Source organism: Lacticigenium naphthae DSM 19658 (assembly GCF_000425865.1).
In the GTDB taxonomy this organism is placed as follows: domain Bacteria; phylum Bacillota; class Bacilli; order Lactobacillales; family Carnobacteriaceae_A; genus Lacticigenium; species Lacticigenium naphthae.
In genome coordinates this window covers 477,798-499,783 of the sequence record NZ_AUEG01000001.1, presented here as the reverse complement: position 1 = coordinate 499,783, position 21,986 = coordinate 477,798, and the positions used below count along the sequence as shown (strand labels likewise).

The following is a 21,986-nucleotide window of genomic DNA, read 5'->3' as shown; positions in this document are numbered from 1 at the left end:
GGTGAGTTGACAAGATTGCTGTTAAAACTACAGTTCAAAGTAACAGCATGATCAATAGCGATTCAACGGTTTAGCAGAGTAAACTTTGATTTTATAAGAAGTATTATAAATCAGCTTAATTATAAAGAGAATATATGATACAATAGAGTGTATATAATATACTCTAAAAGATACTTTTAGTTCCGGGAGGGATAAAAATGGCTTTTTCTTATAATAAACTTTGGAAAATACTCATCGATAAGAATATGAACAAAACTGCACTGCGAGATGCGGTTGAAATTACTCCATCAACGTTAGCTCGCCTAAGCAAGAATCAAAATGTAACTATGGAAGTTTTAGGAAAAATTTGTGAAGAGTTTCACTGTGATATTGGCGATATAGTTGAATATGTTCATAACGAAAATAGTAAAGCGGAAAAGAGGTAGAGGGATGATTAAAGATCAATTAACCAAAAACAATACAGTTGGACCTAACACAAGAGAGATTGAAAAATTAAGAAAAGTATTTCCTCATTATTTCGATAAAAATGGGGATTTTATGATTGATCGATTGAAGGAACTATTATCTAGTACAGATGTTGAAATGAGGAAAGAGGGATATGAACTTAAATTTCTAGGAAAGAGCTATGCTAAATTATTGACTTCTACTGAGACAAAGACAGTGCTTACACCTATTATCGAGCATAACACAAAGGGAATTAATGCCGAAAGTAAGAATGTTTATATGGTCGGAGATAACATTGATGCTATAAAACATTTGTTGAAGTCTTATTCCAATGAAGTGGATTGTATATACATTGATCCACCTTATAATACCGGCAAGAAAGATTTCGTTTACCCTGATACTTTTGAGTTTACCAAAGAGAGTTTAGCTAAATCTGCTGGAATCGAAGAAGATGAAGCAGAAAGAATTTTGAATATGGCGGGAAAAAGTACCCATTCTGCTTGGCTTACATTTATGTATCCTAGACTTCTTCTAGCCCGTGACTTGTTAAAGGATGAGGGCGTTATTTTCATTTCAATAGATGAAAATGAGCATTGCAATTTGAAGTTGATTTGTGACGAAGTGTTTGGTGAAGAAAACTTTGCGGGTGAGATCATTTGGAAGAATAGCAGTAAGAATGATCAATCTTACATCTCTATGCAACACGAGTATATAATAGCTTTTGTGAAAAATAAATCGATGAACAGTGGTGAATGGACAGAAAAAAAAGAAGGATTGGAAGAAATTTTTAAAGCCTTTGAAGGGTTTAGACAGAAACATGGAGACGACTGGGAAGCAATACATAAGGAGGCTCTTGAGTGGTATAAGCAGTTTCCTGAATCAAATCCTATTTATTCGAGTAAACATTATTCATGGATGGATGAAAGAGGTGTATATTTTCCAGCAGATATTTCTGGCCCTAACTATGGGCAATACAGGTATGACGTAACTCATCCTAATACTGGAGGAATTTGTAAGGAGCCTGCGAGTGGGTGGAGATATCCAGAAGAAACGATGAAACAAAGAGTAAAAGACAATTTAATTCATTTTGGGAAAGATGAGACAACTATTCCTAATAATAAAACGTATCTTGTAGATACACAGTTTCAAAGTCTAACAAGTATCAAGTACAAGGATGGTAGGGTAGCCTCTAACCAATTAAATGATTTATTAGGCGGAAAGTATTTTACTAATCCTAAAGACGTTGACCTGTTATGTTTACTATTTAAAGCTATTGGGTTAGATAAAAACTCACTTATTATAGATTTTTTCTCTGGATCTGCATCAACAGCACATGCTGTTATGCAAATGAATGCCGAAGACAATGGGAAAAGAAAATTTATTATGGTTCAGTTACCTGAAGCCATAGAAGAAAATAAACCAGCATACCAAGCAGGTTACCGTACAATAGATGAAATTGGCAGGGATAGAATTGAGAAGGCAGCAGAAAAAATCAAAACCAATACCAACGCGGGGATTGATTATGGATATAAGCTTTATAAATTAAACACTCCAGAACAAAAAACACTTGATAAGATAGTGGATTTTAATCCTGTTGAGGAGTTAGTTTTAGGAGATATGATAGATATTTTTTCATTTGATAACATTCCAGGAAAAGAAACCATTCTATCTACATGGTTAAACGAAGATGGATATGGGCTATGTTCAAAAGCTGAGAAGATAAAGCTAAAGACATATGAAGCTGATTTGCATGATGGTTCATTGTACATTATTGAAGAAGGAATCACTTCTGAAGATATTATGGAGTTAATCAAAAAAATTGAGAACAATGAACTGATGATTTCAAGAGTAGTTGTTTATCCTTACTCTTTGCCATTCAATCAGTCTCATGAGCTAAAAAAGAACATAGCAAATTTAAGACAAAACAAAAATATTACAGTGATTGAGAGGTATTGATATGCAAATACAATTAAAACATCTGCCTCATCAAACTGATGCTATCAATGCAATATGCAAAGTGCTGGAAGATGTTCGAATTTCTAGCACTAATGCCATACATCAAAATCCTATTATTGATATTCAGGATGAGGCTATTTCAAGAAATATTTCAGAAATTTGGAATGGTGACGTAGAGGACCTTAATCCTATCCCTAAAAGTATGCAAAGAACAGTAGAGGATGGCATTCTTGGTATTGATGCTAAATTAGAAACTGGTACCGGTAAAACTTATGTATACACAAGGTTAATGTATGAATTAAATAGGCAGTATGGGTTTAATAAGTTTATCCTACTTGTACCATCGACACCGATCAAAGAAGGAACAAAGAATTTTATTGAAGCAAACTACTCGAAAATCCATTTTGCTGACATTTATCCAAATGTGTCATTAAAACTTCAAGTGTTAAATGCTCAAAAGAATAAATCATCAGGAAGAAAGATGTTTCCAAGTGCAATCGCTGAATATGCAAGAGGTACTAGATTAGAGAAAAACCGGGTACATGTATTACTTACAACCGATAAAATGCTACTATCAAAGGCAACGATGGAAAAAGATGATTATGATCAAACTTTATTGGGTGAATTTACGCAGCCATATAAAGCACTAGAAGAAACTCGTCCTATCGTTATTATTGATGAACCGCATAGATTTAAAAGGGAGAATAAAGCTTATCAATGCTTAATAGATAAGATTAAACCACAGTGTGTCATTAGATTTGGTGCTACTTTTCCTTATGTAGGAAAAAGTGAGGAAAAAGATTATAACAATTTGGTTTACAATTTAGGTGCATGTGAAGCTTTCAATGATCAGCTAGTAAAAGGAGTAGCCGTTCAAACATTAGAAGATGCTGATGCTGATGATGTGAATATTAAATTGATGCAAGTGTCTCATAGGCCTAAATCATGCGTTTTTAGAAATGAGAAGACTAAAAAAACATTTGATTTAGTACCTGGAGATAGCTTAGGCATTATAGACGAGTCTTTTACAGGAATTAGTGTTGAAAGTATTGGTAAAAGTGACGATTGTGATATAAGTAATGGTATAACTCTTTCCAATGGTCATGTTATTGCAGTTGGAGACATTATCTATTCTTCAATATATGGAACAACCTATCAAGAACTAATGATGAAACAAGCTATAGATGCCCATTTTGTAAAAGAAAAAGAGAATTTTCTTAGGGGAAATAAAATTAAGACTCTGAGTTTGTTCTTTATCGATAGCATTTATTCATATCGAGGTTCTGATAATGATGGTAAATTAAGGATATCATTTGAAAAACTACTAACTCAAAAACTCCAGGAAGAATGTGCAAAGATTGATCAGTTAGATAAGAAATCATCAAGAATGCTCGAGTACAAAGAATATCTGGAAGCTTCATTAAAAGATATTAAAAAGACAAACGGAGGCTATTTCTCCGAAGATAACTCAAAAGCTGACGAAGATATTCAGGAAGAAGTTGATAAAATTCTTCGTGACAAAGAGTCGTTGATATCCTTTAAGAATGAAGAGGAACAATGGAATACGATGAGGTTTATTTTCTCTAAATGGACACTTAGAGAAGGTTGGGATAATCCGAATGTATTTACAATTGCTAAGCTGCGTTCAAGTGGGAGTGAGATTAGTAAATTACAAGAAGTCGGTAGAGGTCTAAGGTTACCAGTTGACGAATTTGGTAATCGAATATCCGGAGAACAGTTTTATTTAAATTATATTATCGACTTTACTGAGAAAAAGTTTGCGGAAAATCTTATTAATGAAATAAATGCAGATGTAAGAACCATAACTTCGATTCGTGGAGTTTTATCTAAAGTTGCGAAAGACCGAGGGGTCGATGAGAATGTTCTTTTCGCTGAATTGCTTATTGGTGGTTATGTAGACAAGGATCAGAACATTATTGAAGACAAACGTCTTGAAATGATGGACAAATACCCTGAGTTTAATACTGGACTACAACAAGGAAAAGTTATTGATGCAACCAAGAAAAAACTAGGAGAGGTTAAAATTAGAGAAGAGAGATTCTCTGAGATAAAGGAACTGTGGAGCAAAATCAATCAGAAATATTATCTAACATTAGATGATATCAATGATGAAGAGTTGGGAAATGCGGTGAAGTCAATTCTTGAAAATGACATCTTTGAAGAACAGCTTATACATGCGAAAGAAAAGCGGACGACAAAAGGTGAAGATGGTTTAGTTGAAATAAAGGAATCAACTGCTGGGTACCATGTAATTGATTCTTCTATGCCTTATGGAGAGTTTTTAAGACGGCTACAGTCAAATACGGGTATTCCTATGGAAATAATGCACAGTAATATTATCGAGTATAACTTGAAGCACCCTATTAATGCAAAGTTGTTCAATAAAACTAGCCTGCACAATTTTATCTCGAAATTCCAAGAATGGCTAGAATCTAGTTTTATGAAAAGATTTAGCTATAAAAAGCTGGAAGTAAGCACTACAGAAACTTCGTTAACGGATATTGACGGAAATGTTAAGAAGGCTATTCCACAAGGATCTGTTGGTATTATGCGCTCGGATAGCTTATCAGTTCCTGCGAAATTTCTCTATGAAAGCTTTGTATATGACTCACCCAAGGAACGTGAAACTATTGAAAATAGCGGGATTGATGAAGTCGTAGTCTTTGGGAAAATACCAAGAAGCAGTATTAGAGTGCCTTTATATTATGGAGGAACTACAAGCCCCGACTTTATGTATGTATTAAAGAAGCCGTCAGGAGAACATATTATTAATTTTATCGTAGAAACAAAAGATGTTAAAAAAGACAGTGGATTGAGAAATGACGAAAAAATGAGGATTCAATCTGCAAAGAAATTCTTCGAAACTTTAAAGGAAGATGGATTAAACGTATCATTTGAGAAGCAAATGAAAAAAGATGACATCGTAACCATGATAAGAAAATTAGTGAAATAGTTTGTGAGGAGAGAACATTGTATAATATCGTGGGGAAACAAGCTTCTAGAATAACACCTGTCACTTTTGATTGAATTAATTACTTTATAACTATAGGATCTATCATCTGAATTGAAGAGCATTTTTTCTAAGATGATAGATCCTATTATGTCATAATACGATTAAATCAGTTAGTTGTATTATTATCTGAGTAGTGGTGAATCGCAATGTAAATAATAACTTTTGAGAGGCATTATGGCTTTTCTTTTTGACGGACTGTCTCCATGATATCTTCCAACTTACAATCCATAGCCTCGCATATCTTAAGCAGGACATCAGTAGTGATATTATCTCCTTTACCAAGCTTTGCTATGGATGCAGAGCTTATCCCGGTGGCATTCTTTAAATCTTGTTTGTTCATATTTTTATCAATTAACATTTTCCAGAGTTTGTTGTAGCTAATCTTGAGCATTGTGCCATCTCCCTTATCGGATTCTCATCCTAATTACTATATACATCATGTAAAAAACCATAACGGCTTTCTTTATACTTGCTTTTATACTTGTCTTGAGTAAATTCTATGACCTTCGCCCCACTTGCTTCATAATCCAATTCTGGAAGATCCTTTGTGTTTTCTACAACTATCATCTGTCCTTCGGATTGATTGTCAATAAAGTATTGGAATAACGCGGTTCTCATACTATTAGGAGCATTATCATCAACACCTTGATCTAAACCTAATAAAGGTGTATCTACTACAAAAAGCCCTGGCTTATAAACAGCATCTTCTTGTAAATACTGCCTGAAAGTTAATCCTACAATGGTATTTATAAAAGCCCAATAACCTTTACCGTGACTATCTTCTTTTGCATAGCCGTTTATTTCTAAATCAAATGTACCCATATTGAAATGGGCTGTATTCAAATTCTCATATTTACAGTCAACTAAAATTGAATAAGCTATTTCATCTATGCGTGTATTGAAATCAACAGGATAATGTTCTTTTGGTTTGAATTTTAGTTTGTCTGAACTATCACTTTCTTGTTTTTGTAACTCCACAATCCAGTCTTGAGAAACACTTTGCAGTACAGCCGATTCTTGTTGCAATTGTACATAAGAGCGATATTGTTGTATTCCTTCTCTTAGTTTATTGGATTGTGGAGTAAGCTCGGTTTCGATTAATTTTTCAATGTCAGATCTTTGGCTTTCAAGATGATTAATTTTTCCACGAACTTCATTTAAAGATGTAATGACATCTTTTTCGCTCTCTGACAAGCCTTGCAATTGTGTAATAATACGATTAAGTTCAGCTTTTGATGCCTCAATATAAGACTTTCTCTCTGTTGGACGTATATTACCCTCACAAAAAGGACATTTTTTATTCTCACCAACAGAGTGTAAGTGTACCTCTCCATCCACAATAAATGAAAGTCTTTTAATATCAGCTGTATATTGACTTTTCAGTGACTGAAAGTGAGAATGAGTAACTTGGTTTTCTGCTTCTATCTCCTTTAAGTTTAGTAAAGTACCTAGTAAATCTTTACTTTCTTCTGTGGCTGCAGCGATAGCAGATTCTGTTGCAGAAAGGTTATCAATTAATTTTTGCATTTCCTCTTCAACATCTAAATCGCCATAGGCCGATAATGCTTTTTGTAGTTCTTCTCTCTTTTTAGACATATGAGAAATTCTACCGTTTACAAATTGACGAACAGCATCCTTTTTGGCTTTGCTGATTTCATCCTTATCATGTTCCTCCATGTCTGGAAATTCATTTCCTGTGAGAAGGTATAGAAGGGAGGCAAAAAAATAAGGATTTTGAGTAGGCGTTGAAGGTAAAAGCACCGATTTTGGATTTTCAATTTCTTGTTCTTTTAACCAAAACAGTCTCAAAAGAGTTTTCCAGGAGAGACGTTGTCTAGCAAAATCTTGATTTTTTATTATCATTGGCAGTTTTTCGATGCCAATTAGTTTAAGCCAAAGTTCATTTAAGACAGGGTTTTTATTCCCGTTGCTTTTATATTCAATATCATAGTCGCCACCATCAATTGTAGATATTTCGGAAACTACATTTACTGCATTTTTCCCAACTGTTCGTGAAATATGGAGAGAGCCTTCTGAAGTCAGTATATCTAGGTTGACACTTTCATATCCCGTTTGTTCTTTTTCAAAAGGTTTCTTAATTACACCCATAGCAAATTGTATGCATTTTAATACGCAGGTCTTTCCAGAATCGGAAACACCACAAATTATGTTCAATCCCTTATTAAAAGTTATTGTAGCGGGAGGCTTACTTGTGCCAGCTGCTGTTACTTTAGTAATATAAAATGCCATATAAGTTACCCCTTCCTTAATGACTTAGAGGCTTCTCGAGTAATTAAATTTAGAAGCTCTTTTTCATTTTTTGAACTCATATAAACAATAGCTTTTTGAGCATATAATCTATATTCAGTGGCATAATCAGAAGCCAAAGAATTACTTAAGGCCTGTCCACGTTCCGTGATAGAGTATTTAAAGCCATCATTTGAATAAGAAACCTTTACTAAGTTTTCAAGCACAAGCTGTTTTATAGCTTTTTGTGCTAATGCTCTTCTTGCAGAGAATTCAGAAAAACTAAATTCATTTTCACCGTGAAGATTGCTATGAGATAGTCCGAACTCTTTTGAGTAATTTGAAATAAAATCTGCTGTTACTAGGCTATCGAATGTGAGCCTTTTCTTTTCAGATTGAGATAAGACAAGCAACAACCTCATAGATATTTCAAATTCAGTATTAAAAACTTTGTCATTCATCTTCATCCACCCAACGAACGTAACCGTCGTTGACCAATAAGTGACAGGTTCCTTTCTTTTCTTTTGGGCCAATAAGATTTTGAATACTGTCGACAGCAGATGTGGTAGAGCAATCTACTACCTTTTTCATTACTGTTAACAGCCGCTTGTATCCATCGTCATAATCATCCCATAAGGTATCTTTAATATAATCATGCGTTTCAGATTTCCATTTCTTTGAGTGCTCCTCACCTTTATCAAGGGATTCTCTAATAAAACGGTCAATACGTAATGCACTATAATAATTAATTCGTTGATCAGAGAAGTTCCTTTTATATTTTCTGGGTAAAGACTCTAAATCAGATTTTGATAAGTCACCAGATTTTATAGCTTCTGCATAAGCTGCAAGTAGCTCACAGACATATCTTTCTTCTTCTGGAGCAATATCTTGCGGGGGTTCAATTTCTTTAGGAATAGATATTTTAACATCCCCAATATGTAATTTTCCATCTGATTCATCATAATAAATAGTTTGGGAAGGTAAGGAAGTTAATTTCGAAGCGGAGGGTGGATTATTCGAAACATTAATGCTAGATGATTCTTTAGATTCTCTACCTTCATAAATATCATCTAGGATTTGAAGAAATAAATCAGCACAAGCATACCCTAAAACCTCATCAGGATTGAAGTTTGGAATCATTGCTTTGATTTCATCTTCAATAGCCATTTGATTATGCTCATTTATTGTATTTATGTAATCTGCAAATTTATCTGTATCTTTTCTGCTAATAACTTTATGTACATTTCTCTTACTTAGTGGGAGAGTACCTTTAAAATACCGATCCAAAGAATCCGGAGCAAGAGAGTCAAAGGGGTTGTATTTACTTTCCTTTGATTGTTTTATCTCCTCCACCGTTTGAGGATCTCTCATAATGTTATCAAAAAGCGACAGAAAAAATTCATGTGGCTTATATGACGTGTCACTGTGTTTATAAAGTATATTCGCAAATTCACTAAAGAGCATTATCTAGCACCTCCAACTATATTTCCGAATCCTTCCGAACCTCTCCGAGTCCTTCCTTAATGGAAGGGCTTTTTTTTATACAATTTTATTAGTGATTGAGTGATGTTGAAGAAAGAGTTGTAAGTATACAAACATTTCTTGAATTATATCACGAAAAATCACACATTTCCAGAGGAGAAATTCACAAAAGCAAATATTTTGTTGTTTATTGTTGAATTTATCTTCAAAAGAAAATATAAATTCTGAACAAATTCAGAATTATGGAAGGAGGTAGCGCAAATGGCCAAGCGTAATACAAAGCAAACATCTAAAAGAGTTGCATCAAAAGCAAGCAAAATTCTTAGTGATGGACGTTATAGCAAGCAATCTAAATCAGTTGCTGGCAGTGCTTTAAGTCAAACGAAACAAAGCAAAAAGAAGTAGATTTTTTACTTTGATCGATAGGCAGAGAAAGATTTGATTAATCAGCCTGCCTATCTTCCTCAAAGGTATTAATCAACAAAATTAATCTCAATGTCCTAGTGCGCATACGGACGGCGGGATGCATAAGAGTTCAGAATACAGTGATAAAGACTGTATTTGGAATGAGGATGCACCCACCGTGATTTCGTGTGCCCATTTTTAGGACATGCGGAGTCTGTGGTCATCTTCTCCACAGGCTCTTTTTGTATTCCGCCGTCAATGCCAGGACGGAAAGGAGTACAAAATGAAAATTAAAGTATTGTATGAGGACAACATCAAGAACGGTAACAAAAACTACACCACAATTGAAATTCCAGATGGAGATTACAGCGTAATGCTGGACATCGATTATGAGCAGCGTCTTGCGGAGGCTAAGCCTGAGAAGAAAGAAGAAATCAAGCGTTGTCAAACTGTACAAGAGATGTTTGACCTGTTGAACTCCAAAGAATATAACGGTTGGCGGAGGGAAACAAGGCGGATTGACCCTAATCCCAAGATGAAAAAATCAAATGGCAAGAGGGGATATGTTCAGGGTGAACCAGATGATGAGTCTTTTAACATCATGGATTATCTCTGTACCACCTCTGATGATGAAACACGCAGTAGAGATTATGAATGCGAGGTCATTTGCGATTGGATCCGCAAAACTCTTTCCAAGAAACCAGAATGGGCAGAGGCCTTTATTGCAGTCCGTATCGACGGAATCCCAATACGTGAATATGCCAACTCCATAGGTGCAGATGAGAATAACATCACCCAGAAATTAAAGAGAGCAACAAAAAAATTACAAGAAGAATATCAGAATCGTCAGATTTGCCCCTTTCCCAAGGCTACCACTTAGAAGGGTCAAGACCTTCAAAAAAATTAAGGAGGTAATTCTGATGAGAGAATTAATACCTAAGGACCAATATGGTGTATTTGCCGACACCAATGATACGGCAAGAGTGGATAGTTTGTTTGTGGCAGAGTTCTTTGAAAAACAACACAAACACGTTCTGCGAGATATTGCAAGAATCACAGAGCCCAAATCTGGGCTGAGTGAAAATTTCATTAATTCTAACTTTAAATCTGATTCTTATAAGGACAGTACTGGCAGAAAGCTACCTTGTTATTTCATGACTCGGGATGGATTCACGATGCTGGTGATGGGATACTCGGGACAAAAAGCAATGAAATTCAAAGAGCTTTACATCCGTAGGTTCAACGAGATGGAGTGCTTCATTAAAACGCTTGTTTCTGCAAGACAAGAATTTCCATTGTTAACAGCCAACATAAAGCTGCTGCATGAAAACCCTAAGCCATATCACTTCAGTAATGAATGCGATATGTTAAATCGCATCGTTGTTGGAATGACAGCAAAGCAGTTTAGATTAGCAAACGGAATTGAAAAAGGAAAAAGCATCAGGCCTTATTTGTCTGATGAGCAGATTACGATGATTGACACATTACAAAAAGTAGATGTTGGCTTGTTAGTGGCTGTCCCAGATTATCAGCAGCGCAAGCGTTACTTGGAATGGTACAAAACCAAAATAGAAAATAATTAAGGAGGGCTACAACAATGTTTTATGTGAAAGAAAGAGTGAATGATTCCATGGAAATATCCATTGAAATAACAGATGAGAATGTGTTTTGCCATTGCCCCATGTGTGGGTCTGAGGTGTCAGTAGATATCGGTGAAATTTTAAGTGATGGTGAGAGCGACCTTTATGGTACAGCAGTATTCTGCGATGAATGCAGTAAGAAGGTCAAGAGCGGAGGGCAGTATTATGAGCGTAAATAAGTTCAATGCTGAAGGATACTATGACCCTACTCCATATGAAGCACTAAGTAACGTCACTCGCGAGGAAAAGGCAGCATCAAAAGCTGCCTTTAGGCCTCTTGTCTATATTTGTTCTCCTTTTAGTGGGGACATCGAAGGAAATGTTAAACGAGCGCAGGACTTCTGCCGGTTTGCACTAGAGAAAGGGAACATTCCACTGGCTCCGCATCTTATGTTTCCACAGTTTATGGATGATAACAATGAAAAAGAACGCGACCTGGCAATTTTCATGGACATCATCCTCATGGGCAAATGCCAGGAAGTGTGGGTACTCGGTGATGTTATTTCAAAAGGTATGAGCATTGAAATTGAAAAGGCCAAGAAACGTAGACAGCCGATCAGATACTTCAACAAAGATTTTGAGGAGGTGGACACATTATGAAAAAAATAAAAGCAATAGAGACCGAATATAAAGGTTACCTCTTCAGGTCTAGGCTTGAGGCTCGTTGGGCTGTATTCTCCGATTTCTGTGGTATTGATTACGAGTATGAACCTGAAGGATATGACCTTGGAAATGGGTTAACCTATCTTCCAGACTTTCTTCTTCACGGCGTAGACGGTAGATCCAGTGGTGATCTTTACGTTGAGGTCAAGGGCCAGATGACCGATGCTGATGCAGAGAAAATTAACCGTTTCTACGAGCTAGGAAAAGATGATCCTGATTTTTACGGAAAGTCCCAGACAGCCATCCTTGTGGTTGTGAATATTCCTAGTGGTGCAGATATTGATGACATCCTATGGTCCATAGAAAATGAAGCTTACAATGACAACGGCAAGTGGCCCAATAAGTACAACTTTGAAACTATCGATGGGGATTACTTTGCGGCATATCCTGGGATAAACCACAAAGGGAAATTTGAACTCTTCGGCGATGACAGCAACTATCTTTGTGATATGAATTCTAGAGCAACAGAGAAAGCATATCGTGCTGCTAGACAGGCCAGGTTTGAACATGGGGTGAAAGGGGGTCATTAAGTTGAGAAAACTAGCCATTGCCTACGGGAACAGCCGACAGGCAAAGAAGTGGGTCAACAAACAAATCACATTTGATGAGCTAAAAGATAGGTTGAAGACTCCAATCCGTACGACAGAATCAGCAGAAGAATACTCCAAATTCAGCAAGGCTCAAAAGGATGATGCAAAAGATCATGGTGGTTTTGTTGCAGGGGTATTAAAAGGCGGTCGAAGGAAAATCGACACTGTGGAGCTCCGCTCAATGATTGCCTTAGATGGTGACCGCATTGATAAAGAGTTTCTTGAAAACTATGAATCGAATGTCCAGTATATCTCAGTTCTTTACTCAACCCATAGTAGTACTGACGAAAATCCTAGAGTTCGCATTATCTTGCCTCTTACAAGGGATGTGACCTCTGAGGAGTTTGTGGCAGTATCAAGATATCTTGCACAGATGCTCGGTATGGATTATTTCGATGAATGCTCCTATCTCCCAAACCAGCTGATGTACTGGCCAAGTACGCCATCCAACGGAAACTTCATCTATAAGGAAGTGGACAAGGACTGGCTTAATCCAGATGATATTCTAACAGCTCATCCTGAATGGACTGATCCTACAAGACTTCCAACTTCATCGAGGGAGAGCAAGGCAAATACAGTATCGCATCAGAAGGTACAGGACCCTCTTGAAAAGGAGGGTGTTGTCGGGCTTTTCAATAGAGTCTACTTCCCTGTCACAAAAGCAATCGATGTATTTTTATCAGATATCTACGAGCCAACAGATAATGAAGAACGCTACCATTTTATAGAGTCAAGCAGTATGGCGGGTGTTGAAATTAAGGAAGGTGGCAAGTTCGTATACAGCCATCATGCCAAGGACCCGGCCTACCTTAAATTATGTAACGCCTTTGACATCGTCCGTATCCATAAGTTTGGAGATGACGATGTTAAGAAGTCCTTTAAGAGTATGTGTGATTTCGTAATGAAGATCGATGAGGTGAAAGTCTTTGCTACCAATGAAAAACTCGCAGAAGCAGAAGTGGACTTTACAGATTTTGGTGACAACTGGAAAGAAAAACTAAAGTATCAGCCTCGAAGTCAAGTGCTCGAAAACAGCGTGTACAACTTAAACCTTATCCTGAATCATGATCCTGATTTTAAGAATTTTGCATTCAACGAGTTATCAAACCGTATCCAGGTCACTGGACCACTTCCGTGGGAAAGACCGGAAGGTAACGTGTTTTGGAGAGACGCCGACACAGCCCAGCTTAAGTCCATTATGGATATTCGCTACCTTCCGTTCTCAAGTAGAAACCACGATGTTGCTTTTACCAAGGTTGCTGATGATCGGAGATTCCACCCTATAAGGGATTATCTTGATTCCCTTCCTGCGTGGGATGGAGTAAAACGTGTGGAAGATGTTTTCATCAAATATCTTCAGGCTGATGACACTGAGTATATACGCACAGTGACTAGAAAGACCTTTGCAGCGGCAGTTGCGCGGATATATGTTCCAGGAATTAAGTTTGACTGCGTTCCTGTGCTTGATGGCGATCAGGGTATTGGCAAAAGCACAATTTTAAAAGACCTGGTAACAGCGGACTTCTATTCTGAAACTCTATCTCTTACCGATATGGACGACAAGTCAGGTGCTGAAAAACTTCAGGGATTCTGGGTAGTTGAGATCGGTGAACTTGCAGGTATGAAGAAAGCCGATATTGAAAAAGTGAAAGCATTCCTCTCTACCTCTGATGATAAGTATCGACCGTCTTATGGCAGAGTTGTTGAAAGCCATCCTAGACAGTGCATTGTTATTGCAACGGTAAATGGAGAGCGTGGATATTTACGTGATATCACAGGAAATCGTCGTTTTTGGATCATCAAGGTGCATCAGAAAAAGCAAAAAAAGACATGGAGCTTTACGGAAGAATACAGGCAGCAGTTCTGGGCTGAAGCAAAAGAAATATGGAACTCAGGCGAAAAGCTATATCTGGAGGGTGACATTTTAGAAGAAGCTGAAAAGGCCCAGAAGGGTGCCATGGAGGCTGATGAGCGTGTTGGCATGGTTGAAGAGTACCTGAATACCTTGCTTCCAGATGATTGGGATAGCATGGATTTGTTTGCCCGTAGAAATTACCTAAGCGGTAGTGAATTTGGTGGGGCAAAGCATACAGGAACTGTTACACGAACCTCTGTAAGCAATGCTGAAATTTGGTGCGAGTGCTTTAATCATAATCTCCCAGAATTAAAGACCACTGATAGTTATCAGATTGCAGCACTTATGGCTCAGATTCCTGGTTGGGAACGTACCAGCAGTATTAAGCGTTTGCCGATTTATGGTAGGCAGCGACTTTACAATTACGGTGAATAGGGAACACAACACAACACAAGTTTTTCCCTTATATTAAAAATGCTTTTTCTTATAAGTAGATAGTGAATACCTGTGCACGTATACGGGCGTTAGTAAATATAGGGAAACGCTTGTGATTTTGTGTTCTTGTGTCAGATGGGAGGTAAACAAGTGACTGAAAAATATATAGAGCAAAAACTGGTAAGAGCAGTGAAAGAGAGGGGAGGCATCGCACCAAAGTTTGTAAGTCCAGGGTTTGATGGTGTGCCAGATAGGATTGTACTTCTTCCCATGGCAAGAATGGCCTTTGTTGAATTAAAAGCACCAGGTAAAAAGATGCGGCCTCTGCAGGTAAGACGAAAAAGGCAACTGGAAGCGTTAGGTTTTTTGGTCTACTGCATTGATAGGGTAGAACAGATTGGAGAGGTGCTTGATGAAATACAATCCTCATGAGTATCAAAGCTATGCAACGGATTTTATAATATCCAATCCAGTATCTGCAGTTTTACTTGAAATGGGTCTTGGGAAGAGTGTAATAAGCTTATCAGCGATATTTGATTTATGCCTTGATCGGTTTGAGATCAGAAAAGTATTAATCATTGCTCCATTAAGAGTGGCAAGGGATACGTGGCCTTCTGAAATTAATAAATGGGATCATCTACAAGGCTTATCCTATTCGTTAGCCGTTGGAACTGACAAAGAGAGAAAAGATGCCCTCATGAAAAGAGCCACACTTTATATCATCAATCGTGAAAATGTCGACTGGCTTGTAAATAGAAGTGGCATCCCCTTTGACTTTGATATGGTGGTTATTGATGAATTGTCATCATTCAAATCATACAGCGCAAAGCGCTTTAAAAGCCTTCTAAAAGTTAGGCCAACAGTGAAAAGAGTTGTTGGTCTGACTGGTACACCTTCAAGTAATGGGCTTATGGACCTCTGGGCCGAGTTTCGTATTCTGGATCTGGGTCAGAGGCTTGGTAGGTACATAACCCACTACCGTAATACCTACTTCACACCGGATAAACGCAATGGTCAGATCATCTTTTCATATAAATTGCAGTCAGGAGCTGAAGAAAAGATCTATAGTCAGATATCCGATATCACCATTTCTATGAAGTCCATTGATTATCTAAAAATGCCTGAATGCGTAATAAACACAGTGCCTGTGTATTTAAATGAAAAAGAGCGGGCCATTTATTCTGGATTTAGAGATGATATGGTAGCAAGTTTGGGAGCAGAAGAAATCGATGCAGTAAATGCTGCAGTACTTTCAGGAAAACTCCTTCAGATGGCAAACGGTGCTGTCTATGATGATGAAAATAAAGCGCATGTTATTCACGATAGAAAACTTGATGCCCTTGAAGATTTAATTGAAGGGGCCAACGGAAAACCGGTCCTTGTAGCCTATTGGTACAAACATGATCTGGAACGTATTCAGAAGAGATTTCCAGTAAGGCAGCTAAAGTCATCAAAGGATATTGAAGAGTGGAATGAAGGTGAAATTCCTGTAGCGGTGATCCACCCTGCAAGTGCTGGACATGGACTTAACCTTCAAAGTGGTGGTTCCACACTTATTTGGTTTGGACTCACCTGGTCATTGGAACTCTATCAGCAAACCAATGCTCGCCTCTACAGACAAGGGCAAAAGGATACGGTTGTCATTCACCACATCATTACCAAGGACACCATAGATGAAGATGTGATGACAGCACTTACAAAAAAAGAAAAAACACAAGCATCTTTAATCGATTCTGTAAAAGCTAAATTGGAGGTGAAGCGATGAGTGATCCTTATGAAGATTTAGCCAATGCCATAGTTTTACTAGCCGTCAAGGACTATAGGGATGCACTAAAGAAGCTGATGAAGCATCCTCGCCATGAATTTGCAAAACTCACAAAAGCTGAAGTAGAGAGGTTTTTACGCTCTGATTGGTTTAGAGAACTTACAGCGGTAGAACCGGAGATACTTCTCCGAAAACTGAGAGAGGAGGTCAAACAATGAATGCTAAAGAATATCTCAGTAAAGCCTATCGATTGGATCAAAGAATAAACAGTAAGCTTGAGCAAGTGGCATCCCTGGAGAATATGGCTATGAACTGCACTTCGGCCATAAATGGAATGCCTAATAACCCCAGCAAATCAGTATCTCATATGGCAGATGCTGTCTGTAAGATTATAGATATTAAAAACAATTTGAACGATGATCTTGCCAAACTTCTGAAGTGCAAGATTAACATTATTGAGATCATCCAAGGTGTCAACAACATTGAATACAGGCTGATTCTAGAGAAACGCTACCTGTCATATCAGCCTTGGGAAGATATTGCTTACGACCTTGATTATTCTGTAAGCTGGGTGCTGAAGCTTCATCGTAAAGCGCTTAGGGCTGTAGATGCTGTATTAGCTGGGAGGGAGAATAAGAATGGGATGGCATGAAGCAATAGAAGACGGAATAACCATTGGTAAGGATGGTAGAGATTCCAATTGTTATTATCCACCTTGCCATATCTGCGATACACCTGTTTATAGTTGGACATACACTCGTGGTACTAAATATACCTGCAAGGACTGCAGGGCTGAACTGGTTCGGCAGGCGCGAGAAGAAGGGGAAGTGATCAGTACGGATAAGAAACAGATGAAGCTACAAAACGCCATAAAAAGGATCTCAAAAATCACTGGCATTGAACACTACAAGGATGCCATCCGTCTTGTAGAAGAGAGCTTGAGCAGGACTGGGTGGTATCAGAGTACTGAAGAAATAATGGTGGCACTTGAACTTATCCGACGTAACGTTAAAGCGTTCCACCAGGTGAAAATCTTCGACTACTCTGTTGACTTCATTTTGCCTGAGATGAAAGTTGCCCTTGAGATTGATGGCAAGATTTATCATGGGAAAGACAGACAAAAATATGAGAGCATCCGAGATGAGGTCATCATCAACAAACTCGGTGAAGGTTGGGAGATGATCAGAATTACAACAGATAACATCAATAAGAATGTGCCCAAGCTAATCCCTGGTATCAACGCGGTGCTTAAAAGCAGAAAACTTAAAAGAGGATAGTAAAGTCCACATAAGTCCACTTGAGTGCAGTTGTTTTTTTTAGTACGCTATAATTGAGAGATAATAATGTAAACAAGCCTTCATGGGAACACCCCACGAGGGCTTTTCTTATGCCCAAAAGGAGGTGAACCGATGCCATACAAACCCAAGCGTCCTTGTGCTTATTCAGGCTGCGGTCTTCTTGCTGATAGCGATCAATACTGCGCTGAGCATAAGAAGGTGGTCGCCAAACGCTACAACCAGTACCAGCGTAACCCAGAGTCCAATAAGCGCTACGGTAGGTCCTGGAAGCGCATCAGAGATCGCTACATCAAAACCCACCCTCTTTGCCAGGAGTGTGATAGGAACGGAAAGATTAAAGCTGCTGAAGAAGTACACCACCTCCTCCCTCTCTCCAAAGGCGGTGGCAATGAAACGAGTAACCTGATGGCCCTTTGTAAGTCATGTCACTCTAAGATAACTGCCGAGAGTGGTGACCGTTGGGGGAGGTAAAATCCCTACAGGCTTACAATCCGGACAGCGGGCTGGGGTGTCGTGTTAAAAAACGCAGATTCAAACGGGGGTATAGGCCCCATTTTGTAAAGGAGGTGTGATCATTGGCAAAAGACGGTACGAACAGAGGCGGCGCTCGTGTTGGTGCAGGGGCAAAAAAGAAACCTCTGGCTGACAAAATAGCCGAAGGCAATCTCAGTGGCAGGAAACTGACGGTGATGGAGTTTTCCGACACTGCAGACCTTGAGGGACAAGAAATGCCTGAACCCAATAAGATGCTTGAAGCCATACAAAAAGATGGCAAGGCTCTGGTGGCAGGTGAAATCTACAAAGCCACATGGCAATGGCTGGATCAGCGTGGATGCGCTACTCTGGTTTCTCCCCAGCTCCTTGAAAGGTACGCCATGAGTGTTGCCAGGTGGATTCAGTGTGAAGAAGCCATTACTGAATATGGTTTTCTTGCTAAGCACCCCACCACAGGAAATGCCATTCAAAGTCCTTATGTATCCATGGGCCAGAACTACATGAACCAAACCAATCGTCTATGGTTTGAAATATTCCAGATCGTAAAAGAAAACTGTACCGGCGATTACAAAGGAGCAAATCCGCAGGATGATGTGATGGAAAGACTTCTTTCTGCTCGTAGGGGCAAATAAAAACAGATGGGAGATAATGATATGAGTAAAAACTATAGAACTGCAGAAAGTGTCTGCAAGGGACATCCTGATAAGCTTTCTGATTTAATCGCTGACAGCATTTTGGATGCTTGCCTTCGAAAAGACAAAGCTTCACGTGTGGCCTGTGAGGTCATGGCTACTAAAGGAATAATCATCGTGGCGGGCGAGATCACCTGCAGCGAAAAAATTAACATCCGACTTATCGTTAAAAATGTACTTCGTGAGGTGGGATATAGTCCTTGGAAATTTACAGTTTTTGTGTTTGTACATCATCAAAGTGTAGATATTGCTGCTGGCGTAGATACAGCACTTGAAGCAAGAAATGGAATCATTGATCCGTACGGTTCCATCGGTGCTGGCGATCAAGGCACTGTTTATGGATATGCTACCAACGAAACCCGTGAACTGCTTCCTCTACCTTTACTTCTCTCTCATAGAATCGTCAAGCGTATTGATGAATGTAGAAAAGGAAAAATCATCAAGGACATCCTGCCCGATGGCAAAGCACAAGTGACCGTTGAATACGATGGGGATAAACCAATCCGCGTAAAGACCGTGGTAGTTTCTGTTCAGCACCATAAGGACAAAACTCAAAAGAGATTAGAATCAGATATCTTAAATAATGTACTCTGGCAGTGCTTTGAGGATTTCCCCTTAGATGATGAAACCGAAATTCTCATCAATCCTTCAGGCAGGTTTGTTGAAGGTGGTCCTGCTGCTGATACGGGACTTACTGGAAGAAAGATCATGGTGGACACCTATGGTGGTCTAGCTTCTCACGGTGGTGGAGCTCTTTGCGGAAAGGACCCAACTAAGGTTGATAGAAGCGGCGCTTATATGGCCAGGTACATTTCTAAGAATATTGTTTGGAGCGGGCTTGCTGAAAAATGTGAGGTCGCTATTTCTTATGCCATCGGAAAAGCAAATCCAGTGTCAGTAAATGTAACAGCCTTTGGTACAGGGAAAATCAGTGACGAAGATTTAAGTGAACTGGTAAAAGAAATCTTTAACTTGAAACCAGCGGCCATCATTGAAAAGCTGCGCCTTCGAAATGCAATCTACTCTGATACAGCAACCTACGGACATTTCAACTCCTCACTCTTCCCTTGGGAGAACGTGGATTTCAATTTAAATTTAAGAAAGGTGGCGGAGAAATTCAATGTAGAGCGTGAAGAGATATGAAGATTCATTATGTTTGCGAAACATGTGGGCAGGAAAATTCAAGAAGATATGCTGCACATAAAATTCCATCACACTTCTTTTGTTCAGTTGCTCGTCAGAATATCTGGCAAAAAACACGTAAAGATATAGTTGAGAAAAATAAAGACCCTCATTTCAGAAAAAAAGTGAGTGAAGGGTTGAAAGCTCGAAAGAAAAGATTAGGCTCTGACTATCACTCAAAAGAAACTAAGAAGAAGATTGGAGAAGCCACCTCTCTGAGATGGAATGAATATAGTGATGAACAGCGTGAACGAATGATTCATGTTCTGCGTAATAATGCAATAAAAAAGCGCACCTATGGTCCATATGATTATGAGTGGAATAAATTGAGTGCCGCAATCAAACAAGGCCAAGTTTGTCGTCGATGTGGTACTAAAAAGAATCTTAATGTTCATCATATTATTCCTGTTAGTGCTAATGGATCGAGAGACCTCGATAATCTTGTGACCTTATGCTCCTCATGTCATAGAACTGTTGAACATGAGGGTAAGAAAGTGAATGAAATTATCGGAGACTGGCAAATAGCTCGCTTATTGATAAAAGAAAGGTTGATGTGTTTGATATGAATATACAAAAAATAAAACTATCAGATCTGAATCCGGCAGCCTACAATCCTAGAAAAGAACTAAAGCCTGGAGATCCAGAGTTTGAAAAGCTAAAAGCCTCCATTGAGAACTTTGGATATGTGGAGCTTATCGTCGTTAATGCAAATAATGATAACACTGTGATTTCAGGTCATCAGAGGCTTAGTGTGCTTCAGCATCTAGGCCAAAAGGAAGCGGACTGCGTTGTGGTAGATCTGAACACCGAACAGGAAAAAGCATTAAACGTCGCAATGAACAAGGTTTCTGGCGACTGGGACAAGGATAAGCTAGCCCTACTCATTGCTGATCTGCAAGGTGTTGACTTTGATGTCTCCCTTACTGGTTTTGAACCTTCTGAGCTGGATGACCTGTTTAAAGATTCCCTGAAAGAAGGCATTCACGATGATGAGTTTGATGTGGATGCAGAGCTGGAAAAACCCGCCATGACAAAACTGGGTGACGTCTGGAAGCTTGGTCCCCATAGATTGGTCTGTGGTGATTCTACAAAGGCAGAAACCTTCACGCTGCTTATGGATGGAAAGCTGGCAAACCTAGTGGTGACAGATCCCCCTTACAATGTAAACTATGAAGGGTCTGCCGGTAAAATCAAAAACGACAATATGGGTGATTCTGCCTTCTATGAATTTCTCCTTGCTGCCTTTACCAATACGGAAGCTGTCATGACCCAGGACTCCTCTATCTATGTTTTCCATGCAGATACGGAAGGATTGAACTTTAGAAAGGCATTTGCTGAAGCAGGCTTCTACCTCTCCGGCACCTGTATCTGGAAAAAGCAATCACTGGTCCTTGGTAGGTCTCCTTACCAGTGGCAGCATGAACCGGTGCTCTTTGGCTGGAAGAAGAAAGGCAAGCATAACTGGTACGCGGATAGAAAGCAAACGACCATTTGGGAATTTGAAAAGCCGAAGAAGAATGGCTCTCATCCAACCATGAAGCCTGTGGCTCTTGTGGCCCATCCTATTCTCAACTCAAGTCTTAGCAACTGCATCGTCCTCGATCCATTTGGCGGTTCTGGTAGTACGCTTATTGCCTGCGATCAGACCCAGCGAATCTGTCACACCATTGAGCTTGATGAGAAGTTCTGTGACGTCATAGTCGAAAGGTTCATTTCTGGAGCACAGACTTCAGATGATGTCTATCTACTGCGTGATGGCAAAGAATACCGGTACAGCGACCTCCCTGAAAATAAATAACACAA

24 protein-coding genes are annotated in these 21,986 nt (G+C 38.8%); 20 read left to right on the top strand and 4 right to left on the bottom strand.

What is annotated here, in order from left to right; genetic code table 11:
• The first annotated feature begins 197 nt into the window (after window positions 1–197).
• Genes H626_RS0102490 through H626_RS0102480 form a run of 3 tightly spaced genes read left to right on the top strand, consistent with a single transcriptional unit; the run spans window position 198 to window position 5,374 of the window.
• The gene (locus tag H626_RS0102490; RefSeq protein WP_027107928.1) at window positions 198–425 is read left to right on the top strand and encodes a helix-turn-helix domain-containing protein; all 228 of its coding nucleotides are present in this window, start codon (window positions 198–200) and stop codon (window positions 423–425) included.
• Window positions 426–429: 4 nt separating this feature from the next.
• The gene (locus H626_RS0102485) at window positions 430–2,400 is read left to right on the top strand and encodes a site-specific DNA-methyltransferase (RefSeq protein ID WP_027107927.1); all 1,971 of its coding nucleotides are present in this window, start codon (window positions 430–432) and stop codon (window positions 2,398–2,400) included.
• Between the two features lies 1 nt (window position 2,401).
• Entirely contained in the window at window positions 2,402–5,374 is a 2,973-nt protein-coding gene (locus tag H626_RS0102480; RefSeq protein WP_027107926.1) for a type III restriction-modification system endonuclease, read from the top strand.
• A gap of 232 nt (window positions 5,375–5,606) precedes the next feature.
• On the opposite strand, the gene H626_RS0102475 is transcribed toward H626_RS0102480, so the two are convergent.
• From H626_RS0102475 to H626_RS11150, 4 genes are read right to left on the bottom strand one after another with little or no spacing between them, the layout of a single operon-like run.
• Window positions 5,607–5,825, bottom strand: coding sequence for a helix-turn-helix domain-containing protein (locus tag H626_RS0102475; RefSeq protein ID WP_027107925.1), 219 nt, complete (start codon window positions 5,823–5,825; stop codon window positions 5,607–5,609).
• A gap of 29 nt (window positions 5,826–5,854) precedes the next feature.
• Window positions 5,855–7,684 carry an AAA family ATPase gene (locus tag H626_RS0102470; protein ID WP_027107924.1) on the bottom strand — a complete coding sequence of 610 codons (1,830 nt, stop codon included), beginning with the start codon at window positions 7,682–7,684 and terminating at the stop codon, window positions 5,855–5,857.
• A gap of 5 nt (window positions 7,685–7,689) precedes the next feature.
• Window positions 7,690–8,142: an ABC-three component system middle component 2 gene (locus H626_RS0102465; RefSeq protein ID WP_027107923.1), complete on the bottom strand. Its 453-nt coding sequence runs from the start codon at window positions 8,140–8,142 to the stop codon at window positions 7,690–7,692.
• Window positions 8,135–9,145: an ABC-three component system protein gene (locus tag H626_RS11150; RefSeq protein WP_051237715.1), complete on the bottom strand. Its 1,011-nt coding sequence runs from the start codon at window positions 9,143–9,145 to the stop codon at window positions 8,135–8,137. The genes H626_RS0102465 and H626_RS11150 overlap by 8 nt, the downstream gene beginning before the upstream one ends.
• Window positions 9,146–9,424: 279 nt before the next feature.
• On the opposite strand from H626_RS11150, the gene H626_RS11530 reads away from it, so the two are divergent.
• The 17 genes from H626_RS11530 to H626_RS0102370 all read left to right on the top strand — a co-directional run bounded on the left by H626_RS11530 (window position 9,425) and on the right by H626_RS0102370 (window position 21,981).
• Window positions 9,425–9,568, top strand: coding sequence for a hypothetical protein (locus H626_RS11530; RefSeq protein WP_169449766.1), 144 nt, complete (start codon window positions 9,425–9,427; stop codon window positions 9,566–9,568).
• A gap of 283 nt (window positions 9,569–9,851) precedes the next feature.
• Entirely contained in the window at window positions 9,852–10,448 is a 597-nt protein-coding gene (locus H626_RS0102450) for a hypothetical protein (protein WP_027107922.1), read from the top strand.
• 40 nt (window positions 10,449–10,488) lie between these two features.
• Entirely contained in the window at window positions 10,489–11,151 is a 663-nt protein-coding gene (locus tag H626_RS0102445) for a Rha family transcriptional regulator (RefSeq protein ID WP_027107921.1), read from the top strand.
• 14 nt (window positions 11,152–11,165) lie between these two features.
• A complete protein-coding gene (locus tag H626_RS0102440; protein WP_027107920.1) occupies window positions 11,166–11,387 on the top strand; it encodes a hypothetical protein in 222 nt (73 codons plus the stop codon).
• Window positions 11,374–11,808 (top strand): DUF7768 domain-containing protein, encoded by a 435-nt coding sequence (locus tag H626_RS0102435; protein WP_027107919.1) that lies wholly within the window; start codon window positions 11,374–11,376, stop codon window positions 11,806–11,808. The genes H626_RS0102440 and H626_RS0102435 overlap by 14 nt, the downstream gene beginning before the upstream one ends.
• Window positions 11,805–12,401: a PDDEXK family nuclease gene (locus H626_RS0102430; protein WP_211221933.1), complete on the top strand. Its 597-nt coding sequence runs from the start codon at window positions 11,805–11,807 to the stop codon at window positions 12,399–12,401. The genes H626_RS0102435 and H626_RS0102430 overlap by 4 nt, the downstream gene beginning before the upstream one ends.
• A 1-nt stretch (window position 12,402) precedes the next feature.
• The gene (locus H626_RS0102425) at window positions 12,403–14,751 is read left to right on the top strand and encodes a virulence-associated E family protein (protein WP_027107917.1); all 2,349 of its coding nucleotides are present in this window, start codon (window positions 12,403–12,405) and stop codon (window positions 14,749–14,751) included.
• 150 nt (window positions 14,752–14,901) lie between these two features.
• Window positions 14,902–15,183, top strand: a complete 282-nt coding sequence (locus H626_RS0102420) for a VRR-NUC domain-containing protein (protein WP_027107916.1) — start codon at window positions 14,902–14,904, stop codon at window positions 15,181–15,183.
• The gene (locus H626_RS10445) at window positions 15,164–16,516 is read left to right on the top strand and encodes a DEAD/DEAH box helicase (RefSeq protein WP_035618205.1); all 1,353 of its coding nucleotides are present in this window, start codon (window positions 15,164–15,166) and stop codon (window positions 16,514–16,516) included. Before H626_RS0102420 ends, H626_RS10445 begins: the two co-directional genes overlap by 20 nt.
• Window positions 16,513–16,734, top strand: coding sequence for a hypothetical protein (locus H626_RS0102405; RefSeq protein ID WP_027107915.1), 222 nt, complete (start codon window positions 16,513–16,515; stop codon window positions 16,732–16,734). Before H626_RS10445 ends, H626_RS0102405 begins: the two co-directional genes overlap by 4 nt.
• Window positions 16,731–17,168, top strand: a complete 438-nt coding sequence (locus H626_RS0102400) for a DUF1492 domain-containing protein (RefSeq protein ID WP_012065077.1) — start codon at window positions 16,731–16,733, stop codon at window positions 17,166–17,168. The genes H626_RS0102405 and H626_RS0102400 overlap by 4 nt, the downstream gene beginning before the upstream one ends.
• Window positions 17,155–17,793, top strand: coding sequence for a DUF559 domain-containing protein (locus tag H626_RS0102395; protein WP_027107914.1), 639 nt, complete (start codon window positions 17,155–17,157; stop codon window positions 17,791–17,793). The genes H626_RS0102400 and H626_RS0102395 overlap by 14 nt, the downstream gene beginning before the upstream one ends.
• Window positions 17,794–17,925: 132 nt before the next feature.
• Window positions 17,926–18,285 carry an HNH endonuclease gene (locus H626_RS0102390; protein ID WP_027107913.1) on the top strand — a complete coding sequence of 120 codons (360 nt, stop codon included), beginning with the start codon at window positions 17,926–17,928 and terminating at the stop codon, window positions 18,283–18,285.
• A gap of 104 nt (window positions 18,286–18,389) precedes the next feature.
• On the top strand, window positions 18,390–18,941 hold the full coding sequence (locus H626_RS0102385) for a P27 family phage terminase small subunit (protein WP_027107912.1): 552 nt from the start codon (window positions 18,390–18,392) through the stop codon (window positions 18,939–18,941).
• A 21-nt stretch (window positions 18,942–18,962) separates the two neighbouring features.
• A complete protein-coding gene (gene metK, locus H626_RS0102380; RefSeq protein WP_027107911.1) occupies window positions 18,963–20,144 on the top strand; it encodes a methionine adenosyltransferase in 1,182 nt (393 codons plus the stop codon).
• Window positions 20,141–20,749, top strand: coding sequence for an HNH endonuclease (locus H626_RS10440; RefSeq protein ID WP_035618198.1), 609 nt, complete (start codon window positions 20,141–20,143; stop codon window positions 20,747–20,749). Before metK ends, H626_RS10440 begins: the two co-directional genes overlap by 4 nt.
• Window positions 20,746–21,981 (top strand): site-specific DNA-methyltransferase, encoded by a 1,236-nt coding sequence (locus H626_RS0102370; protein WP_027107910.1) that lies wholly within the window; start codon window positions 20,746–20,748, stop codon window positions 21,979–21,981. Before H626_RS10440 ends, H626_RS0102370 begins: the two co-directional genes overlap by 4 nt.
• The last annotated feature ends 5 nt before the right edge of the window (window positions 21,982–21,986 follow it).

Excerpts from the sequence above, each read along its gene's own strand:
- H626_RS0102400 (WP_012065077.1), top strand. The coding sequence starts at position 16,731 with ATGAATGCTAAAGAATATCTCAGTAAAGCCTATCGATTGGATCAAAGA.
- H626_RS0102390 (WP_027107913.1), top strand. The coding sequence starts at position 17,926 with ATGCCATACAAACCCAAGCGTCCTTGTGCTTATTCAGGCTGCGGTCTT.
- H626_RS10440 (WP_035618198.1), top strand. The coding sequence starts at position 20,141 with ATGAAGATTCATTATGTTTGCGAAACATGTGGGCAGGAAAATTCAAGA.
- H626_RS0102445 (WP_027107921.1), top strand. The coding sequence starts at position 10,489 with ATGAGAGAATTAATACCTAAGGACCAATATGGTGTATTTGCCGACACC.
- H626_RS0102450 (WP_027107922.1), top strand. The coding sequence starts at position 9,852 with ATGAAAATTAAAGTATTGTATGAGGACAACATCAAGAACGGTAACAAA.
- H626_RS0102395 (WP_027107914.1), top strand. The coding sequence starts at position 17,155 with ATGGGATGGCATGAAGCAATAGAAGACGGAATAACCATTGGTAAGGAT.
- H626_RS11530 (WP_169449766.1), top strand. The coding sequence starts at position 9,425 with ATGGCCAAGCGTAATACAAAGCAAACATCTAAAAGAGTTGCATCAAAA.
- H626_RS0102485 (WP_027107927.1), top strand. The coding sequence starts at position 430 with ATGATTAAAGATCAATTAACCAAAAACAATACAGTTGGACCTAACACA.
- H626_RS10445 (WP_035618205.1), top strand. The coding sequence starts at position 15,164 with ATGAAATACAATCCTCATGAGTATCAAAGCTATGCAACGGATTTTATA.
- H626_RS0102470 (WP_027107924.1), bottom strand. The coding sequence starts at position 7,684 with ATGGCATTTTATATTACTAAAGTAACAGCAGCTGGCACAAGTAAGCCT.
- H626_RS11150 (WP_051237715.1), bottom strand. The coding sequence starts at position 9,145 with ATGCTCTTTAGTGAATTTGCGAATATACTTTATAAACACAGTGACACG.
- H626_RS0102490 (WP_027107928.1), top strand. The coding sequence starts at position 198 with ATGGCTTTTTCTTATAATAAACTTTGGAAAATACTCATCGATAAGAAT.
- H626_RS0102440 (WP_027107920.1), top strand. The coding sequence starts at position 11,166 with ATGTTTTATGTGAAAGAAAGAGTGAATGATTCCATGGAAATATCCATT.
- H626_RS0102475 (WP_027107925.1), bottom strand. The coding sequence starts at position 5,825 with ATGCTCAAGATTAGCTACAACAAACTCTGGAAAATGTTAATTGATAAA.
- H626_RS0102370 (WP_027107910.1), top strand. The coding sequence starts at position 20,746 with ATGAATATACAAAAAATAAAACTATCAGATCTGAATCCGGCAGCCTAC.
- H626_RS0102435 (WP_027107919.1), top strand. The coding sequence starts at position 11,374 with ATGAGCGTAAATAAGTTCAATGCTGAAGGATACTATGACCCTACTCCA.
- H626_RS0102405 (WP_027107915.1), top strand. The coding sequence starts at position 16,513 with ATGAGTGATCCTTATGAAGATTTAGCCAATGCCATAGTTTTACTAGCC.
- H626_RS0102430 (WP_211221933.1), top strand. The coding sequence starts at position 11,805 with ATGAAAAAAATAAAAGCAATAGAGACCGAATATAAAGGTTACCTCTTC.
- H626_RS0102465 (WP_027107923.1), bottom strand. The coding sequence starts at position 8,142 with ATGAATGACAAAGTTTTTAATACTGAATTTGAAATATCTATGAGGTTG.
- metK (WP_027107911.1), top strand. The coding sequence starts at position 18,963 with ATGAGTAAAAACTATAGAACTGCAGAAAGTGTCTGCAAGGGACATCCT.
- H626_RS0102480 (WP_027107926.1), top strand. The coding sequence starts at position 2,402 with ATGCAAATACAATTAAAACATCTGCCTCATCAAACTGATGCTATCAAT.